Source organism: Kutzneria chonburiensis (assembly GCF_028622115.1).
Taxonomy (GTDB): domain Bacteria; phylum Actinomycetota; class Actinomycetes; order Mycobacteriales; family Pseudonocardiaceae; genus Kutzneria; species Kutzneria chonburiensis.
In genome coordinates, this window is record NZ_CP097263.1 from 2,321,479 (window position 1) to 2,337,836 (window position 16,358).

At 70.7% G+C, this 16,358-nt stretch carries 14 protein-coding genes and 3 pseudogenes; 11 read left to right on the forward strand and 6 right to left on the reverse strand.

Annotation, left to right across the window (positions count from 1 at the left end; translation table 11 throughout):
- The first annotated feature begins 14 nt into the window (after nt 1–14).
- Nucleotides 15–893 (forward strand): LysR family transcriptional regulator, encoded by an 879-nt coding sequence (locus M3Q35_RS10735; RefSeq protein WP_273941528.1) that lies wholly within the window; start codon nt 15–17, stop codon nt 891–893.
- Here M3Q35_RS10735 and M3Q35_RS10740 read toward each other — a convergent pair.
- Together M3Q35_RS10740 and M3Q35_RS10745 are read right to left on the reverse strand one after the other, a co-directional pair.
- Complete coding sequence (locus M3Q35_RS10740; RefSeq protein ID WP_273941529.1) at nt 890–2,296, reverse strand: amidase; 1,407 nt, start codon at nt 2,294–2,296, stop codon at nt 890–892. The two genes, M3Q35_RS10735 and M3Q35_RS10740, sit on opposite strands and share 4 nt — an antisense overlap.
- Before the next feature lie 23 nt (nt 2,297–2,319).
- Nucleotides 2,320–2,679: a DUF1707 SHOCT-like domain-containing protein gene (locus M3Q35_RS10745; protein WP_273941530.1), complete on the reverse strand. Its 360-nt coding sequence runs from the start codon at nt 2,677–2,679 to the stop codon at nt 2,320–2,322.
- Nucleotides 2,680–2,803: 124 nt separating this feature from the next.
- Between M3Q35_RS10745 and M3Q35_RS10750 the strand changes: the two genes are divergently transcribed.
- From M3Q35_RS10750 to M3Q35_RS10760, 3 genes are all read left to right on the forward strand, one after another.
- Nucleotides 2,804–3,541 (forward strand): SDR family NAD(P)-dependent oxidoreductase, encoded by a 738-nt coding sequence (locus M3Q35_RS10750; protein WP_273941531.1) that lies wholly within the window; start codon nt 2,804–2,806, stop codon nt 3,539–3,541.
- 182 nt (nt 3,542–3,723) lie between these two features.
- On the forward strand, nt 3,724–4,347 hold the full coding sequence (locus M3Q35_RS10755) for a TetR/AcrR family transcriptional regulator (RefSeq protein WP_273941532.1): 624 nt from the start codon (nt 3,724–3,726) through the stop codon (nt 4,345–4,347).
- Between the two features lie 59 nt (nt 4,348–4,406).
- On the forward strand, nt 4,407–4,694 hold the full coding sequence (locus M3Q35_RS10760) for a hypothetical protein (RefSeq protein ID WP_273941533.1): 288 nt from the start codon (nt 4,407–4,409) through the stop codon (nt 4,692–4,694).
- Here M3Q35_RS10760 and M3Q35_RS10765 read toward each other — a convergent pair whose 3' ends face one another.
- Nucleotides 4,695–5,570: a sucrase ferredoxin gene (locus M3Q35_RS10765; RefSeq protein WP_273944307.1), complete on the reverse strand. Its 876-nt coding sequence runs from the start codon at nt 5,568–5,570 to the stop codon at nt 4,695–4,697.
- 64 nt (nt 5,571–5,634) lie between these two features.
- Between M3Q35_RS10765 and M3Q35_RS10770 the strand changes: the two genes are divergently transcribed.
- Both M3Q35_RS10770 and M3Q35_RS10775 read left to right on the forward strand, forming a co-directional pair.
- Entirely contained in the window at nt 5,635–7,170 is a 1,536-nt protein-coding gene (locus tag M3Q35_RS10770) for an acyl-CoA carboxylase subunit beta (RefSeq protein WP_273941534.1), read from the forward strand.
- A gap of 1,021 nt (nt 7,171–8,191) precedes the next feature.
- Nucleotides 8,192–9,904 (forward strand): annotated as a pseudogene (locus M3Q35_RS10775) (ATP-dependent helicase); the annotation flags it as partial.
- Between the two features lie 346 nt (nt 9,905–10,250).
- On the opposite strand, the gene M3Q35_RS10780 reads toward M3Q35_RS10775, so the two are convergent.
- The gene (locus M3Q35_RS10780; protein ID WP_273941535.1) at nt 10,251–11,696 is read right to left on the reverse strand and encodes a protein kinase domain-containing protein; all 1,446 of its coding nucleotides are present in this window, start codon (nt 11,694–11,696) and stop codon (nt 10,251–10,253) included.
- A gap of 155 nt (nt 11,697–11,851) precedes the next feature.
- Between M3Q35_RS10780 and M3Q35_RS10785 the strand changes: the two genes are divergently transcribed.
- Nucleotides 11,852–12,496 (forward strand): VC0807 family protein, encoded by a 645-nt coding sequence (locus M3Q35_RS10785; protein ID WP_273941536.1) that lies wholly within the window; start codon nt 11,852–11,854, stop codon nt 12,494–12,496.
- Here the strand turns inward: M3Q35_RS10785 and M3Q35_RS10790 are convergent.
- Entirely contained in the window at nt 12,493–12,972 is a 480-nt protein-coding gene (locus tag M3Q35_RS10790) for a GNAT family N-acetyltransferase (RefSeq protein ID WP_273941537.1), read from the reverse strand. The two genes, M3Q35_RS10785 and M3Q35_RS10790, sit on opposite strands and share 4 nt — an antisense overlap.
- A gap of 93 nt (nt 12,973–13,065) precedes the next feature.
- Between M3Q35_RS10790 and M3Q35_RS10795 the strand changes: the two genes are divergently transcribed.
- A complete protein-coding gene (locus M3Q35_RS10795; RefSeq protein WP_273941538.1) occupies nt 13,066–13,797 on the forward strand; it encodes an SRPBCC family protein in 732 nt (243 codons plus the stop codon).
- Here the strand turns inward: M3Q35_RS10795 and M3Q35_RS48825 are convergent.
- A pseudogene (locus M3Q35_RS48825) lies at nt 13,784–14,589 on the reverse strand (aminoglycoside phosphotransferase family protein). The gene M3Q35_RS10795 and the pseudogene M3Q35_RS48825 sit on opposite strands and share 14 nt — an antisense overlap.
- 63 nt (nt 14,590–14,652) lie before the next feature.
- Between M3Q35_RS48825 and M3Q35_RS10810 the strand changes: the two are divergent.
- The 3 genes and pseudogenes from M3Q35_RS10810 to M3Q35_RS10820 all read left to right on the forward strand — a co-directional run bounded on the left by M3Q35_RS10810 (nt 14,653) and on the right by M3Q35_RS10820 (nt 16,355).
- Nucleotides 14,653–15,437: pseudogene (locus tag M3Q35_RS10810) on the forward strand (putative protein N(5)-glutamine methyltransferase).
- A gap of 331 nt (nt 15,438–15,768) precedes the next feature.
- Nucleotides 15,769–16,038 carry a hypothetical protein gene (locus M3Q35_RS10815; RefSeq protein ID WP_273941540.1) on the forward strand — a complete coding sequence of 90 codons (270 nt, stop codon included), beginning with the start codon at nt 15,769–15,771 and terminating at the stop codon, nt 16,036–16,038.
- The gene (locus M3Q35_RS10820) at nt 16,005–16,355 is read left to right on the forward strand and encodes a carboxymuconolactone decarboxylase family protein (RefSeq protein WP_273941541.1); all 351 of its coding nucleotides are present in this window, start codon (nt 16,005–16,007) and stop codon (nt 16,353–16,355) included. The genes M3Q35_RS10815 and M3Q35_RS10820 overlap by 34 nt, the downstream gene beginning before the upstream one ends.
- Nucleotides 16,356–16,358 lie beyond the last annotated feature (3 nt).

Sequence of the window (16,358 nt, forward strand, 5' to 3'; positions counted from 1 at the left end):
CGTAAGCTGGGCTGATGCTTGACGTGCGCCGGCTGCGGCTGCTGCGGGAACTGGCCCATCGCGGCACCATCGCCGCGGTCGCCGAGGCGGTCTCCTTCACGCCGTCAGCGGTGTCGCAGCAGCTCAGCGCCCTGGAACGGGAGGCCGGAGTGCCGCTGCTGACCCGCAGCGGCCGCAACGTCGTGCTCACGCCGGCCGGCCGCACGCTCGTCCGGCACGCCGAAGTCGTCCTGGCCCACCTGGAGCGAGCCGCCGCCGAGCTAGACGGGGCTCGTCAAGGCTTGGCGGGGTCGCTGCGGATCGGCACGTTCCCCAGCGCCGGCCGGGTGATGGTGCCGGCGGCGCTGGCTTCACTGGCGCAGCGTCATCCGGGGCTGGAACCGATGGTCGTGGAGCTCGACCCGGCGCAGGTCGCCGATGCGCTGCGGGCCGGCGATCTGGACGTGGCGCTGGTGCACTCCTACGACTTCGCCCCGGTGCCGGCCGAGGCTGGTATCGCCGTGATACCGCTGTGCCGGGAGGCGATGTACCTGGCCACCGGCGACCCACACCTGACGACCGTCGCCGACTGCCGTGACCAGCCGTGGATCCTCGCGGTCAAGGGGACGCTGTGCCATCGGATGACGGTGCACGCCTGCGAGACCGCCGGCTTCACCCCACAGGCCCGCCACGAGATCGACGACTTCGCCACCGTGCTCGCACTGGTCGCCGCCGGCCAGGGCGTGGCGCTCGTGCCGGAGCTGGGGTTGGTCGACCGGCCCGACGGCGTGACGTTGACCCGGCTGCCGCTCGCCCGGCACACCCGCATCGCCCACCGCGGCGGCGCCGAGGACCACCCGGCCGTGCGGGCGTTCGCCCAAGCGATGCGGTCAGCCGTGCCCGCGGGGCTCTAAAGAGGTCGCTGGTCGGCCCAGGGACGGGCCTGCTCGATCTGGGACGAAAGGGACAGCAGCGTGCACTCGTCGTGCGGCCGGCCGACCAACTGCACGGCCAGCGGTAGCCCCTCGGGCGTGAACCCGGCCGGCACAGAGGCGGCGGGGTTGCCGGCGATGTTCCACTGCGGCAGGAACGCCGTGTACCGGTTGGCGGCCAGCAGCGTGCTCAACGTGGACCGGTGCTGCCACTGGCCAACCCGGATGGGCGGGCGGGTCAGCGTGGGCGTGAGCAGCACGTCGGCGTGCTCGAAGATCTCGTTGGCGACCTGGGAGAAGCGCTCCCCGAACCGCCGTGACCGCACGACCAGCCAGCGCGGCACGGCCCGTCCTAGCGCCGCGACCTGCCTGGTGCGGCGCTCCACGGCGTCGGGACGGTCGAGCGCGGCCAGCGACTCGGCGGCGCTGGACAGGTAGCGCGGGGCCAGCGCGAGCTGCGTGGTCGGGTCCAACAGCGTGGGATCACGCTCGATCACCTCGTGCCCCAACTCCCGCAGCAGCCCGGCCACGCCCAGCACGGCGTCCCGCACGCGGGGATCGATGGGCGCGCCGGCGACCCACGGCTTGAGCGACACGGCCACGCGCAACGGGCCCGGCGGCGTCGCCGCGGCCTCGACGAAGCTGGTGCGCGGCGGGATCGCGGCCACCGGATCACTGGGCAGCGAGCCACGGATCTGGTCGGCGACCAGGGCCCAGTCCCGCACGTGCCGGCTCAGCGGCCCGACCACGACCATGCCCGTCCACTGCTCGCCGCTGGGGTGCAGCGATACGCGCCCGCGCTGCGGCTTGAGGCCGAAGATGCCCGTGGACGCGGCGGGGATACGGATCGAGCCGGCGCCGTCGGAGCCGATGGCCGCGCCGGCCAGGCCGGCGCACACGGCGCTGGCCGAGCCGCCGCTGGAGCCACCCGAGGTGTGGTCGGGCGACCACGGGTTGCGCGTCACGCCGGCGAACGCCGACTCCGTGTACGGCCACAGGCCCAGCTCCGGCATCCGCGTGCGGCCCACGATCACCGCCCCGGCCGCGCGCAGCCGCCGCACCACCTCCGAGTCCGCCGGCTCCGTACGGTCCACGGCGTACGTGCCGGTCGTCGTGGGCAGGCCGGCGATCGCCAGGTCCTCCTTCACGGCGATCGGCACGCCCAGCAGAGGTGCATCCTCGCCGTGCGCGCGGCGCTCGTCGGCCTCGGCCGCACGCTCCAGCGCCTGCTCGGCGAACACCAGGCGGTAGGCGTTGAGCTCGCGGTCGTGGCGCTCGATGCGGCGCAGCGTGGCGTCCACCAGCTCACGTGACGACAATTCGCCGGCGCGCAGCAGTTCGGCCTGGGCGGCGGCGCCGGCGAAACACGCGTCGGCGAGGTCCATGCCCACGACCCTAGGGCCGTTGACTACATCCGGGCAGGGTGCCCGTGACGCCGGGGCCCGAACTTCATCGCCAGGATGACCAACGGAATCAGCGGGAACAGCCAGCCGTGCGTGACGACGACCAACGCCGCCAACGCGGCGATGACGACCAGCACGCGGGGGTCGAAACCCGGTCGGCGACGCGAGCCTTCGGGCTTCGGGGGAATCGGGTCGGGCAGGTCGGCGGTCAGCGGAGGGAGGTCGTCCAGGTAGCGGGCGGCGTAGGCGGTGGCGATGCGCTCCTCGGCCTCGGGCAGGGTCAGCAGGCCCTTGCCGACGGCCTCGTTGAGCCGCGCGACGATCCGTTCCCGGTCCTCGTCGGACGCCCTCATCTGAGTGGTCATGTCCCCATGCTTCCCGCCTGAAAGGGCGTCGGCATGGGCCCAGAAGCGGAAACCCGGCATACGTCGAGCGACGTAGGGCCATGATCGACCTATGGGTTCTGCATTTGCCGGAAGGACCGCGTTGGTGACCGGCGCGGGTCGGGGGATCGGGCGGGCGCTGGCGGTGGGCCTGGCCGCCGAGGGCGCGGATGTGGTGCTGGTCGCCCGCTCCCGTGACGAGCTGGAGGGCACCGCCGCCCTCGTGTCCACCAAGGCCACCGTCGTGACCGCCGACCTGGCCGATCTGTCCCAGGTGGCCGAGGTCGCCGCCGCGGCCGGGGCGGTCGACATCCTGATCAACAACGCCGCCGTGCCGTGGCCGGCCGGGCCGACCGCGACGCTCGATCCGGCCGAGTTCGCCAACGCCGTCGCGATCAACGTGACGGCCGTGGCCGCGCTGAGCATCCACCTGCTGCCCGGCATGTTGGAGCGGGGCTGGGGTCGCATCGTCAACCTGTCCAGCGGCGCCGCGCAGGTGCCGGCGTTCCTCAACGGCGGCAACGCCTACACCACGACCAAGTACGCCGTGGAAGGCCACACCATCAACCTGGCCGCCGAACTCGCCGGCAGCGGCGTCACGGCCAACATCTACCGACCCGGCACCGTGGCCACCTCGATGATGACCTGGGTGCGGGAGGGCGGTGGCACCGCGATGGACGCCACGGTCAACGAGTACTTCGCCGACGTGCAGCAGCGCGGGGACCTGCTGACCCCGGAGCAGAGCGCCGGCTTCCTGCTGGCCCGGCTGCCCGGCGAGGACACCGGCCAGACCTGGCACGCCGAGGACGGCATCATCGCCCGCCTCGAAGCCGACCCGTCCTGACCCCCTTCTTTGCTACCTGAGTGGCTCATTTGGCTCCGGAAGCCAAGTGAGCCACTCAGGTAGAGCACGGCCCCGGGCGGCTCGGGACGGGTGGTGGCGATCTTAAACCGTGATCGACATCGCTGCTGGCCTGCGGCGCGTCGCGAGCACCACAGGCGTGGTACCACAGCTATGGTGATCATGTGGGTGATCGACGTCCGGGACCGAGGCGGGCGCTGCTGGGAGACGCGGCGATCGCGATCCTGGCGCGGGAGGGCGGCCGCGGGCTGACCCACCGCGCGGTGGACCGTGAGGCCGGGGTGCCGCAGGGCACGACCAAGAACTACTTCCCGACGCGGGAGTCGCTGCTGGAGGCGGCGGCCGGCCGGATGGCCGAGGAGCACCGGGCGGCGGTGGAGCGCCTGCACAGCACGACGCCGCCGCAGGTGTCGCCGAGCCAGCTGGGGGAGCTGTACCCGGCGCTGCTCAACCGCGCGGTCAACGGGGATCCGACGCAGCTGCTGGCCATGGCCGAGCTGTACCTGGAGGCGGTGCGCCGCCCGGGAGTGCGGCAGGCGCTGGGGGAAATGGCGATCGCCAATGCGGAGTCGGCGGTGGCGCTGCACCAGGTCGCCGGCCTCGACAGCTCGACGCGCGATGTCGGCGTGCTGGACGCCTATCTGTTGGGAATCTCGTTGTCGCTGCTGGCATTGCCGCCGGACGCGCTGCGCAGGATCGGGTTGGACGACCCCTATTCACTCGGACTCGGGGTGTTCGCGGCGGCCGCTTCCCGACCGGCCGACGCCGCCGAGCAGGAATGCTCCTAAACGCGTTTCACCCGGCCGGACGAATTGTTTTCCCGCATTTCTGTGTCATCCTGGCGTTCGTGCATGACCGGCAGGTGAGCACGTCCGTGCTGGTGGACGTGGTCTACGTGCTGGGCGGCGACGTCATTTCCACCCCGGCCGCCCAGCCGATGTGCGATGCCGAGACCGCGGAGCGACTGCTGGCCGCGGCGGCCCTGATGGGCATTGCCCGTCAGATTATGCATGAAATCGTGGTGACGAACGGACTGCCGATCGAGCAGGCCCGCCGACTCGCGATGGAGGCGATGGCCGCCGCCGGATGGATTTCCGGTGACGAGGCCGGAACGGAATGGTTGCGCGCCGGCTGATCAGCGGGTGCGAATGACGGTGTCGGCGACAAAGGCGGTCGGCACCGAAGGCGCCTTGCCACAACTGGCCGGACGGGCCGGCGGCAGCGGGTGTTCCGTCACGGTGACGGCCCATTCCCGGCCGTCCGAATGCGTGACCACAACACCGTCGGGGGATACCGACAACGCCTCCGGATCCGGTTCCCCGAGCAGTTCCCGCACCGCCAGCTCGGCCACCTGACCGGGCCGTGACCAGCAGGAACGTCCCCTGTTGCCGGTCAGCACGACACCATGGGAATCGAGTAGCCGCTGCCCGTCGACCGGCGTCACCCGGCCGTAGAGATATCCGGTCGGCAGCAGCACGGCCGTCGGCGCGAAACGGTGCCCGCCGGTGTGCGTGGTCTCCCAGACCTGGCCCGGATTGGCCGCCGCCAGCGCCCCGGCCAGCGGCCGTCCCTCCACCGCGCAGCACACGTCCCGGCGGCCGTTGGTGCACACCAGCAGCACCGACTCCTCGACGGGACTGCCCAGGCCCACGTGCTTGCCCGCGCCGGCCGCGCGGAAGTCGAGATCCAGCAGCTGCTTGGGGTCGGTCAGCACCGTCGACTCCAGCCAGCACGCCCCCGGCCGCGTCGAAGCGAAGTACACCTGGCGGGGCTGGGCGTGATGGAAGTCGGCATGCGCGCCGGGCCGCCGGATCAGCACGATCCGCACACCGCTGCCCTCGGCCCGCGCCGACAGCTCCGTCGCCACACCGTGGTCGAGGTGGCTGTCGCGCAGCGCGTCATGGCCCCACGGGCCGGGCTGTTCCACACACAGCCAGCCGGTGGCGACGGACGCGGTTCCGGCGGGCGGCTCGCTCAGCGCGGCGGACAGTGCCGAGCAGCTGCCGGACATGTCGTGCACCTAGGCAAGACTACAACCGGGTGATCTCCGCCGCCGTCGCCCTAGGCTGACTCCCATGATCGAGGACTGGTCGGACGAGGTAGCCCAGATCCAGCGCCGCCGCGAGCGGGCGACCGGCCTCGGCGGACCGGACAAGATCGCCCGCCAGCACGCCGGCGGACGGCTGACCGTGCGGGAACGCATCGAGGCCCTGGCCGACCAGGGCAGCTTCACCGAGATCGGCGCGCTGGCCGGCTTCCCCAACGCCGACGGGACCGTCACGCCGGCCAACTTCGTCACCGGCACGGCCCGTGTCGACGGCCGCAAGGTGGTGCTCGGCGCCGACGACTTCACCGGGCGCGGCGGGTCCGGCGACGCCGCGATCCACGCCAAGCAGGTGTACTCCGAGCAGCTCGCCGGCCAGTTCCGACTGCCGCTGATCCGCCTGCTCGACGGGGCCAGCGGCGGCGGCAGCGTGAAGATGATCGAGCAGGCCGGCTACAGCTATGTGCCGGTCAACCCCGGCTGGGACCACGTCGTCGACAACCTGTCCACGGTGCCGGTGGTCTCGGCCTGTCTCGGGCCGGTGGTGGGGCTCGGCGCGGCCCGCGCGGTGATGTCGCACCTGTGCGTGCTGGTCGAGGGCCTGGCCCAGCTGTTCGTCGCCGGCCCGCCGGTCGTCAAGGGCGGCATCGGCGAGGACGTGGACAAGGAGCAGCTCGGCGGCGCGGAGGTGCACCGCCGCAACGGGAACGTGGACCGCTTCGTGGCCACCGAGGCCGAGGCGTTCGCCGTGATCCGGCAGTTCCTGTCGTACCTGCCGTCCAGCGTTCATGATCTGCCTCCCGTCACGACCTGCGACAACGTCCCCGATCCCGAGCCGCTGCTGTCGGCCATCCCGCGCAACCCACGGCGGCCGTACCGGATCGCCCCGATCCTGGACGCGCTCTTCGACACCGGTTCGGTCTTCCGCTACGCCGACTACGGCGGCGCCACCGTCACCGCGCTGGCCCGCCTCGACGGCCATCCGGTCGGAGTCGTGGCCACCGACCCGTATCGCGGCAACACGCTCTCCGCCGCCGGCGCACTGGCGCTGACCCGCCTGGTTGACCTGTGCGAGACCTTCCACCTGCCGCTGGTCAGCCTCACCGACCAGGGCGGCATGACCATCGGCACCGCCGCCGAACGCGCCGGCACGCTACGAGCCGGCGCCCGCGCCATCAGCGCCGTCTACCAGGCCCGTGTGCCGCAGGCCGAACTGATCCTGCGCCGTGTGTACGGGGTCGGCGGCGCCGGCATCGTCAACCGCCATCGCGGTGGCCGCAGCTGGGCCTGGCCCTCGGGCGACTGGGGCTCACTGCCGGCCAAGGGCGGCATCGAGGCCGCCTACCGCGCCGAACTGGCACGCGCCGAGGACCCCGAGGCCGACCTGGCAGCAATCCAGGAGCGCCTGGCCACGCTCACGTCCCCGTTCCGCACGGCCGAGCACTTCGGCGTGCAAGACATCATCGACCCGCGCGAGAGCCGAACCCTGCTGTGCGAGTGGGTGCACGACGCCTACCGGCTACTACCGGCACAGGTGGGCCCACCCAACTGGGGAACCCGGCCCTAGTGGCAAGATCGAGCCGGTGCGCTTCTACGCCGACCTGCACATCCATTCGAAGTACTCCCGGGCCTGCAGCCGCGACTGCGACCTCGAGCACCTGACCTGGTGGGCCCAGCGCAAGGGCATCAGCCTCGTCGGCACCGGCGACTTCACCCATCCCGCCTGGTACGACCACCTGCGCGAGACGCTGGTGCCGGCCGAGCCCGGGTTGTTCAAGCTGCGCCCGGAGCTCGACCGCGACATCGCGCGGACGCTGCCGGCCAGCTGCGTCGGCGACGTGCGGTTCATGCTGTCGGTCGAGATCTCCACGATCTACAAGCGTGACGACCGCACCCGCAAGGTCCATCACCTGATCTACATGCCGAACTTCGACGCCGCCGCCGAGTTCAACCGGCGCCTCGGCAAGATCGGCAACCTCGGCTCCGACGGCCGTCCCATCCTCGGCCTCGACTCCCGCGACCTGCTGGAGATCACCCTGGAAAGCGGCGACGGCGCCTACCTCGTGCCGGCGCACGTGTGGACGCCGTGGTTCGCAGTGCTCGGCTCCAAATCCGGCTTCGACGCCATCGCCGACTGCTACGCCGACCTGGCCGACCACGTCTTCGCCGCCGAGACCGGTCTGTCCAGCGACCCGGAGATGAACTGGCGGGTGTCCGGCCTGGACAAGTACACGCTGGTCAGCAACTCCGACGCGCACTCGCCGCCGGTGCTGGGCCGCGAGGCCACCGTCTTCGACACCGACATGGACTACTACGCCGTTCGCCGCGCCCTGGAGACCCGCGAGGGCTTCGCCGGCACGGTCGAGTTCTTTCCCGAGGAGGGCAAGTACCACTCCGACGGGCACCGCAAGTGCGACGTGCGGTTCGACCCGGCCCAGACCATCGCCCACAACGGCCTGTGCCCGACCTGCGGCAAGCCGCTGACCGTCGGCGTGCTCAGCCGCATCCAGGAGCTGGCCGACCGCGAGGTCGGCCACCGGCCGGCCGACGCCGTGGACTTCCGCAGCCTCATCCCGCTGCCGGAGATCATGAGCGAGCTGCTCGGCGTGGGCCCCAAGAGCAAGAAGGTCCTGTCCGAGATCGCCTCGTTGACCGCCGTGCACGGCCCCGAGCTGGGCATTCTCGACGACGTGCCGCTGGACGACCTCGCCGCGTCCAACCCGGTGCTGGGCGAGGCGATCGGGCGGCTGCGGCGCGGCGAGGTCATCCGCGACGCCGGCTACGACGGCGAATACGGCGTGATCCGACTGTTCGAACCGGGGGAGCTGAGCAAGGCCGCCGGGGCGGTGTCGCTGTTCGACGACGACCTGTTCGCCCCGCCGAAACCCGTGAAGCCGGTCGTCCCGGCGCCGGTCGCAGTCGTCGAGGAGCCGGTGGTCCTCGAACTCGAGGAGCCCGAACTCCCGCTCATCGACCCCGTGCCCACCCTGCTCGACGGCCTCGACCCCGACCAGCGCGCCGCCGCGGCCGTGCCGTCCGGGCCACTGCTGATCATCGCCGGCCCCGGCACCGGCAAGACCCGCACCCTGACCCACCGCATCGCCCACCTCGTCACGGAGCGGGGTGTGCCGGCCGAGCACTGCCTGGCCATCACCTTCACGCGCCGCGCCGCCGCCGAGATGGCCGAGCGCCTGGAAGCCCTGGTCGGGCCACAAGCACAGGATCTCACCGTGGCGACGTTCCACTCGCTCGGCGTCCGCATCCTGCGCGAGCAGCACGCCCGCGTCGGCCTCACCGCGCGCTTCGGCATCGCCGACGAGACCGTCGTCCAGCAACTGCGCGACGAGCACGGCGAGACGTACAAGAAGGAGCTGCGTGCCCGCGACCTGGTCGACTTCGACGACCTGGTGGAAATGCCGGTCGAACTGCTGGCCGGCGACACCTCGCTGATCGAGCACTACCGCGCCCGCTGGCCGTGGATCAGCGTCGACGAGTACCAGGACGTCGACGAGACCCAGTACCGGCTGCTGCGCCTGCTCTGCGCCGCCGACGGCAACCTGACCGCGATCGGCGACCCCGACCAGGCCATCTACCGTTTCCGCGGCGCGGACGTCGGCTTCTTCCTGCGGTTCCAGGAAGACTTCCCGGGCGCCACCCGTGTGCAGCTGGGCCGCAACTACCGCTCCAGCAAACACATCCTGGCCGGCGCCGTTCAGGCCATCACCCCGACCACCCTGGTCGAGGACCGCGCCCTGACCCCGTGCGGACCGCACCGCGAGCACGCCCGCATCGGCCTGCACCACGCCATCGACGAACAGGCCGAAGCCAGCTTCGTCGCCCGCACCATCGACCAGCTGCTCGGCGGCTCCTCGTTCCACTCGCTCGACACCGGCCGCGTCGCCGGCGACGGCACACAAGGCTTGTCGTTCAACGACTTCGCCGTGCTCTACCGGACCAGCAGCCAGGCCAAGGCCGTCATGGAGGCCCTGACCCGCGCCGGCGTGCCGTTCCAGAAACGCTCCCACGACCGGCTCACCGACCGCCCCGGTGTCCGGGTCCTCGCCCGTGAACTCGGCCTGGTCGGCCTGCACGGCTCCGTCGTGGACCGCGTGCGGCAGGCCGCTCACGCGGTCCACGACGAGGACGCCTTCACCGCTCTGGAACTCCTCATGCCGCTCGCCGTCCGACACGGCGACGACATCGCCGGCTTCCTGTCCGAACTGGCGCTCGGCGCCGAGGTCGACACCTGGGATCCGAGAGCCGACCGGGTGTCGCTGCTGACCCTGCACGCGTCCAAGGGCCTGGAATTCCCGGTCGTGTTCCTCGTCGGCTGCGAAGACGGGCTGCTGCCCATGCGCTGGCCGGGGAGGACCTCGAACCCGAGGCCGTCAACGAGGAACGCCGCCTGTTCTTCGTCGGCATGACCCGCGCCCAGCAGCACCTCTACCTCAGCCACGCCTCCACACGTCTGCGCCAGGGCGCCGTCCGCACCGCCAGCCCGTCACCGTTCCTGTCATCCATCAGCCCCACGGTCACCGAACGCATCGGCGACCCCGTCCCCAAGAAGCGCAAACCCCGCCAGGAAACCCTTTTCTTCGGAACGGACCATTCCTCAACTCGGAGTAGAGGAATGGTCCGTTCCGAACTTCACTCTGGGTTACTGGGACAGGGTGGTGCAGGTGAGCTGGGGGCGGCCGGGGAGGAGTTGGGGGAGCCGGCGACCAGGCCGAAGCTGGTGGAGGTGTTGGCGGCCAGCACCGCGTTCCACGACGCGTTGCGGACCACCAACACCGAACCCTGCTGCGAGAACGTGCCGTTCCACAGGCTCGTCACACGCTGACCACCCGGCAGCCGCCAGCTCACCTGCCAGCCCGTCAGCTGCGCACCGGTCAGATTGGTGATCGTCACCGCCGCCTGATACCCCGTCGACCAGCTGTTCATCAAGTCATACCGAGCCGAGCAGCTGGCCGAGGACGACACCGGATCGGCCGCCTCGCCGCTGGTGGTCGACGTCGGCGCGGGAACCGAGGTCGCGCCGATCGGATGCTGCGGCGACGCCACCGTATGCACGGCGAACTGCTGCGCCACCACTAGACCCACAGCCACCACGGCCGCCGCCACCGGCACGGCCAACGCCAACCACCGACCCACCGGCGAACCCCGACGCGGCGCCGGCATCCGCTGCGTGCCCGGCTGCCCCGGCGCTCCGACCGCCTGGGCCATCAGCGGGGCGACCGACGGCGTCATCGGCGGTGCCGGCAGAGGGGACGAACCGGCCAACAGCTGCTCGAACCGGTCCGCCACCTCCACCATCGTCGGACGCGTCTCCGGATCCCGCCGCAGCATCTCCACCAGCAGATCCGCCACGGCGCCGCCGCGCGTCGGCGGCGTGATCTCCCCGTAGGCGACCTGGTGCAACAGCGCGATCGTGTTCTGGTCCATCCCGTACGGCGGCTTGCCCTCGAAAGCCGCGTACAAGGTCGAACCCAGCGAGAACACGTCCGAACGCGGACTGCTCTCCGACCCGGTCGCCACCTCAGGCGCGAGGTAGGCCGGGGTGCCCGCGAGAATGCCCGCCGCGGTCACCGCCCCGTCGTCGGACGCCCGCGCGATCCCGAAATCCGTGATCTTGGCCGTGCCGTCCTCGGCCAGCAACACGTTGTCCGGCTTCACATCCCGGTGCACGATGCCCAACTCGTGCGCCGCCGCCAACGCCGAGGCCACCTGGAAGCCGATCGTCGCCAACTCCGTCGGCGACAACACACCCTTGCCCTCCACGACGTCGGACAGACTCCGCGAGGGCAGGTACTCCATCACCAGACACGGCCGGCCGTCGTGCTCCACCACGTCATGCACGGAAATCGCGTTGGGATGCTGGAGCCGGGCGGTGATGCGACCCTCACGCTCGGCCCGCGCCACCGCCTCCCGCTCACTGGCGTCGTCGGGGGACAGGCCGCGCACCGTCACCAACTTCAACGCGACATCGCGGTTCAGCCGCTCGTCCCGGCCACGCCACACCGCACCCATGGCGCCGCGTCCGATGCACGACACCAGGCGGTAGCGCCCGTCGATCAACTCACCACTGTCCGGCACACCGCTACCTACGCGGAGATCGGCTGACCGGATCAGTGAACCCGAATCCGGGTTTGAACGTCCTCCCTCACAGGAACCCCGCAAGGGCGTCCGCTAGCATTCCGCCCACCCCGACACCCCCACTGCGAGACGGCCGACCACACATGCCCGAGCACATGACGGTCCACCTCCCCGCACCACTGGCCTTGATCCGGCGTGGCGCCCAGCACCTGCTGGAATCCACCCTGGTCCCGCTTGGCCTGTTCTACCTCGTCTTCACCATCGTCGGCCTGCAGGGCGCGCTGTTCGCCGCCCTCGGCTGGTCGCTGGCCGCACTGGCCCGACGCGTCGTGCTGCGCAAGGAAATCCCCGCCGTGCTGTGGGTGACCACCGCGCTGCTCTGCGTGCGCACCCTCGTCGGCTACCTCACCGGCAGCGTCTTCCTCTACTTCCTACAGCCCACCGTGCAGAATTTCGCCTTCGCCGCGATCCTGCTGGCCACGCTGCCGCTCAACCGCCCGCTGCTGGCCAAGCTGGCCGACGACTTCTGCGCATTCCCCACCGTGGTCACCGGCCACCCCCACGTGCAGAAGTTCTTCCGCCAGGTCTCGTTCCTGTGGGCGCTGGTGTTCATCACCAACGGCGTCACCACGCTGTGGGCCCTGGCCAGCGCCACCGTCGGCAGCTTCCTCATGGTCAGCACCGCCGGCTCCTACAGCATGGTCGCCATCGGCATCGCGGTCTCCCTGCTGTGGTTCCGCCGCCTGCTCAAGTCCCACGGCATCACGCTGCGCCTCGGTCAGAAGACGGTCGCCGCCTAGACCAGGCTCTTGCCGAACCAGTGATCGGCGTGCGGCGAGTCGTTGAACGCCGGGATCTCGACGTATCCGTGGCGCGCGTACAGCCGACGCGCTTCGACCAGGTCCTTCCGCGTGTCCAAGCGGGCGGTCGTCAGCCCAGCGCAGACGGCCGCCCGTTCCAGTTCCCGCAGCAGCACGGCCGCCCCGCCCCGACCCCGTAGCGACGGGCGCACGTAGATGCGGGTCAGCTCGGCCAGGCCAGGGGAGGGCACCCGGAAGCCGCCACACCCGGCCGGCTCACCGTCGTACGAGGCCGCGAGCAGCAGGCCGGTCGGCGGCACCAGGTCGTCGCTGGGCTCGTCGGCCAGCACCTGATCAATTTCGGCCGCCGGCGCCGGTCGTCCCCAGTAGCGGTGGACGATGTCCGTGAAGTACTCCCGCAGCAGGCCCGCGCCCACCGCACTGTTGGGATCGACGGCCTCGACTGTCCACGTCACCGCCGCATCCTGACCTTTCGGACCGGTCGGCGACGACCGATTTTCCCGTGCATGCCGTTGCCAGTATATTCCCGTAGGGCTATATTCGCGGCCATGGACCCGACACTCGGCACCCACACCGACGGCCGCCCGGCGCTGCGCTTCGAACGCCACCTCAAGCACGCGCCCGAGGTCGTGTGGCGGGCCATCACCGACCCCGACCAGCTCAACGCCTGGTACCCGATCCGCGCCCTGATCATCGACCTGCGCATCGGCGGCCGCATCGACTTCGACGGCATGCACGCCGTCGTCACCCAGCTCGACCCACCCAAGGTCTTCGCCTTCTCCGAACACGCCCCGCCCGAGATGCACCGCGAGAGCGACGACCTCATCCACTTCGAGCTCACCCCCGACGGCGACGGCTGCCGGCTCGTGTTCACCCACGTCTTCGACGACCGCCCCGCCGCCGCCAGCTACGGCTCCGGCTGGACCGTCTGCCTCAACGCCCTCGTCGCGGCGGTCAATGGAGAGGAGGTGCGGATGGAACGGCCTTCCGACCAGCACCACGAGCAGCTCATCCACCAGTTCGGCCTGGACCAGGGGAGTGTCACCCCAATCGGCGACGGGTACGAGATCCGCTTCTCCCGGCAGCTCACCCGGCCGATCGACGTCGTCCAGGCCGCACTGGGAGACCTGGCCACCGACGCGCACATCGAGCTGTCCGCCGGCACCGGTCACGGCGCACGCCTCGAGCTCACCCGAACCGTGGCTTCGGCAGACCAAGCCGACCTCGACGGCTGGCGTCAGCGCATCAACGACCTGGTCCGCCGCATCACAGCCGATTGAGCGCCGCGTGCAGAAACTCGTCCCGCCGCGCGTTCAAGGTCGGGCCATCCAGATCGGGCCGGCCCTGGTCGACCGCGTTCGGCAGCCACTCACCGACATCCGGCGGCGTGCTCAGCGACGCCACGACATCCCAGTACGCCACATCCGGCGCCTCACGGCCGGCCTTGTCCCGCCAGCCGTCCAGGATGCGATCCGCGTACTCCGGTCCGTAGAACAAGGCCGCATCACACCGCAGGGAACCCAGATCCACGCCCGGATGGCCGACGCCCGCACAGTCCCAGTCGATGACCGCCACCAGCTCGCCGTCCACCCACATCGTGTTGCCCTGCCACAGATCCCCGTGCACCAGCACCGTCGGATGCGGCGGCTCCGGCCGCGAGGCCATCGCCTCCATCGCCCGCAGCAGCAGGGAGAGGCGGTCCGGCGGGCCCGCCAGTCGTCGAAGTCCACCAGCTCGATCGGCCGATGCCGCGCCGGCAAGTCCTTGCTGGGAGCCAACTCCACCGCGTGGATGGCTGCCGCGGCCGCGCCGATCGCCTCCAGCCTGTTCGGCCCGGGTTCAGTCGGAATCAGGCTGCTGCCCGGCACCACCGAGATCAACAGCTCAGTGTCGTTGCTCGACAACACCCTCGGCGCCGGCACACCGTTGGCCTCGGCCACCGTCAGCGCGGCGATCTCCGTGTCGAACGGGCCCTGGTCGCGCAGCACCGCCTGACGGCCGTCCGCGTAGGTCAGCAGCCAGGGCGACTTGCTGCCCTCGCGCAGCCCGACCCGCGAGATCACCGTTTCCATGCGGCGGAGCGTAGGGGAGACCGCTACTGTGTGCCGACCGTTTTTGTTGCAGGGGAGTGCCTGATCGACATCGTCACCAGGCTTCGGGCGGCGGGCTGCGTGTTCGCCGAGGACGAGGCCGCATTGCTGACCGCCGCCGCGACATCGTCGGCCGACCTCGAGTCCATGGTGGACAGACGGGTCGGGGAGAGCCGTTGGAGCAGATCGTCGGCTGGGCCGAGTTCTGCGGGCTGCGCATCGCCGTCGAGCCCACGGTTTTCGTGCCTCGCCGCCGCACCGAGTTCTTGGTGTCCCAGGCTTCCGCACTGGTTTCCCCAGGCGCTGTCGTCGTCGACCTGTGTTGCGGCTCCGGGGCCATCGGCGTCGCCACCGTAGCCGGATTGTCCGATTTCACCCTGTACGCCACCGACATCGACCCGGCCGCCGTCCGCTGCGCCCGCCGCAACGTCGAACCCGTTGGCGGACAGGTATTTTTCGGCGATCTCTACGCCGCCTTGCCGTCGGCCATCCGTGGGCAGGTCGACGTGTTGCTCGTCAACGCCCCGTACGTGCCGACCGATGACATAGGGCTCATGCCGCCCGAGGCACGTGACCACGAGGCCCGGGTCGCGTTGGACGGCGGCATCGACGGCTTGGAGATTCACCGCCGCGTCGCCAGCGACGCATCGGCGTGGCTCAAGCCCGGCGGGCACGTGCTGATCGAGACCAGCGTTCGCCAGGCGGCCTCCACAGAGCGTTTGCTCACCGACGCCGGCCTGGAAGCTCGCGTAGAGCACTCGGAGGAGGTCTCCGGCACGGTCGCGGTGGGACGCCGGCCGGCTAGCAGGGGCTCCACATCCACGACTTAACATAATGTAGATTATCGGCCTTACGACAGCGAGCGTCTCAGCCTGGGCTGAAGGCATGCTGATGAGCTGTCCAGACGCTGGATTCGCCTCAATGGGCAATCAACGCCGCTGCGTGTGCGCTCAGAGCTATCGTCGGCGCGGTGACCGTGTGGACGGCGGGCTGGACAGGACTGAAAGGCGCTCAGGGGCGGATCGGGAGCGTCGGATCCCCCTGGAGGCGTCGCCGCCGGTATCGACCGGGACAAGCGGACTTTTCATGCATAATCGCCATTATGCAGCAAAACGGACACTGATCGTCCAGTGTAGACCAGGGAGCACAGGGGAGTCACGCATGTCGGACGAGATGGCACGGCTGCACGAGCGTGGGCGGGACACCTTTGCCGAGCTGGTGGACGGCGGGAAGGAGCGGCTGGATCAGCTGTTCCGGGCCTCCCCTGGGCTCGCCGAGCTGGCGGTGGGCACGGTGTACGGGCATCTCTCCCACCGGCCGGCCCTGGACGAACGTACCCGCGAGGCGGTGGCGATCGCGGCGATCGTGGCGGCGGGATGCTGGGAGTCTCCCTGTCGGTGCACGTCAAGACGGGTCTGGCGGCTGGGCTGACGCCGGCGGAGATCAGCGAGATCCTGGTCGAGACGGCGGCCTTCGCGGGCTTCCCGAGGGCGGTCAGCGCGGTGTCGAAGCTGCCGGAGCTGTTCGAGGCGGCGGGCTCCCGCGTGCCGCCGGAGCCGGCGCCGAGAGAGGTTCTGCTGAGCAACCTGGACCAACTCGAAGGGCTGAGCGAGTACGAGGTCCAGGTGCTCACGACCGGCCCGAACACGGCAGTGGCGCTGTTCAGGGACGGCCAGGGCACGCTGGTGGCTTCGGCACAGGCCGACACGTCCGGCGGGAAGATCGAGATGCTCACCGTGCTGCGCTGAAAG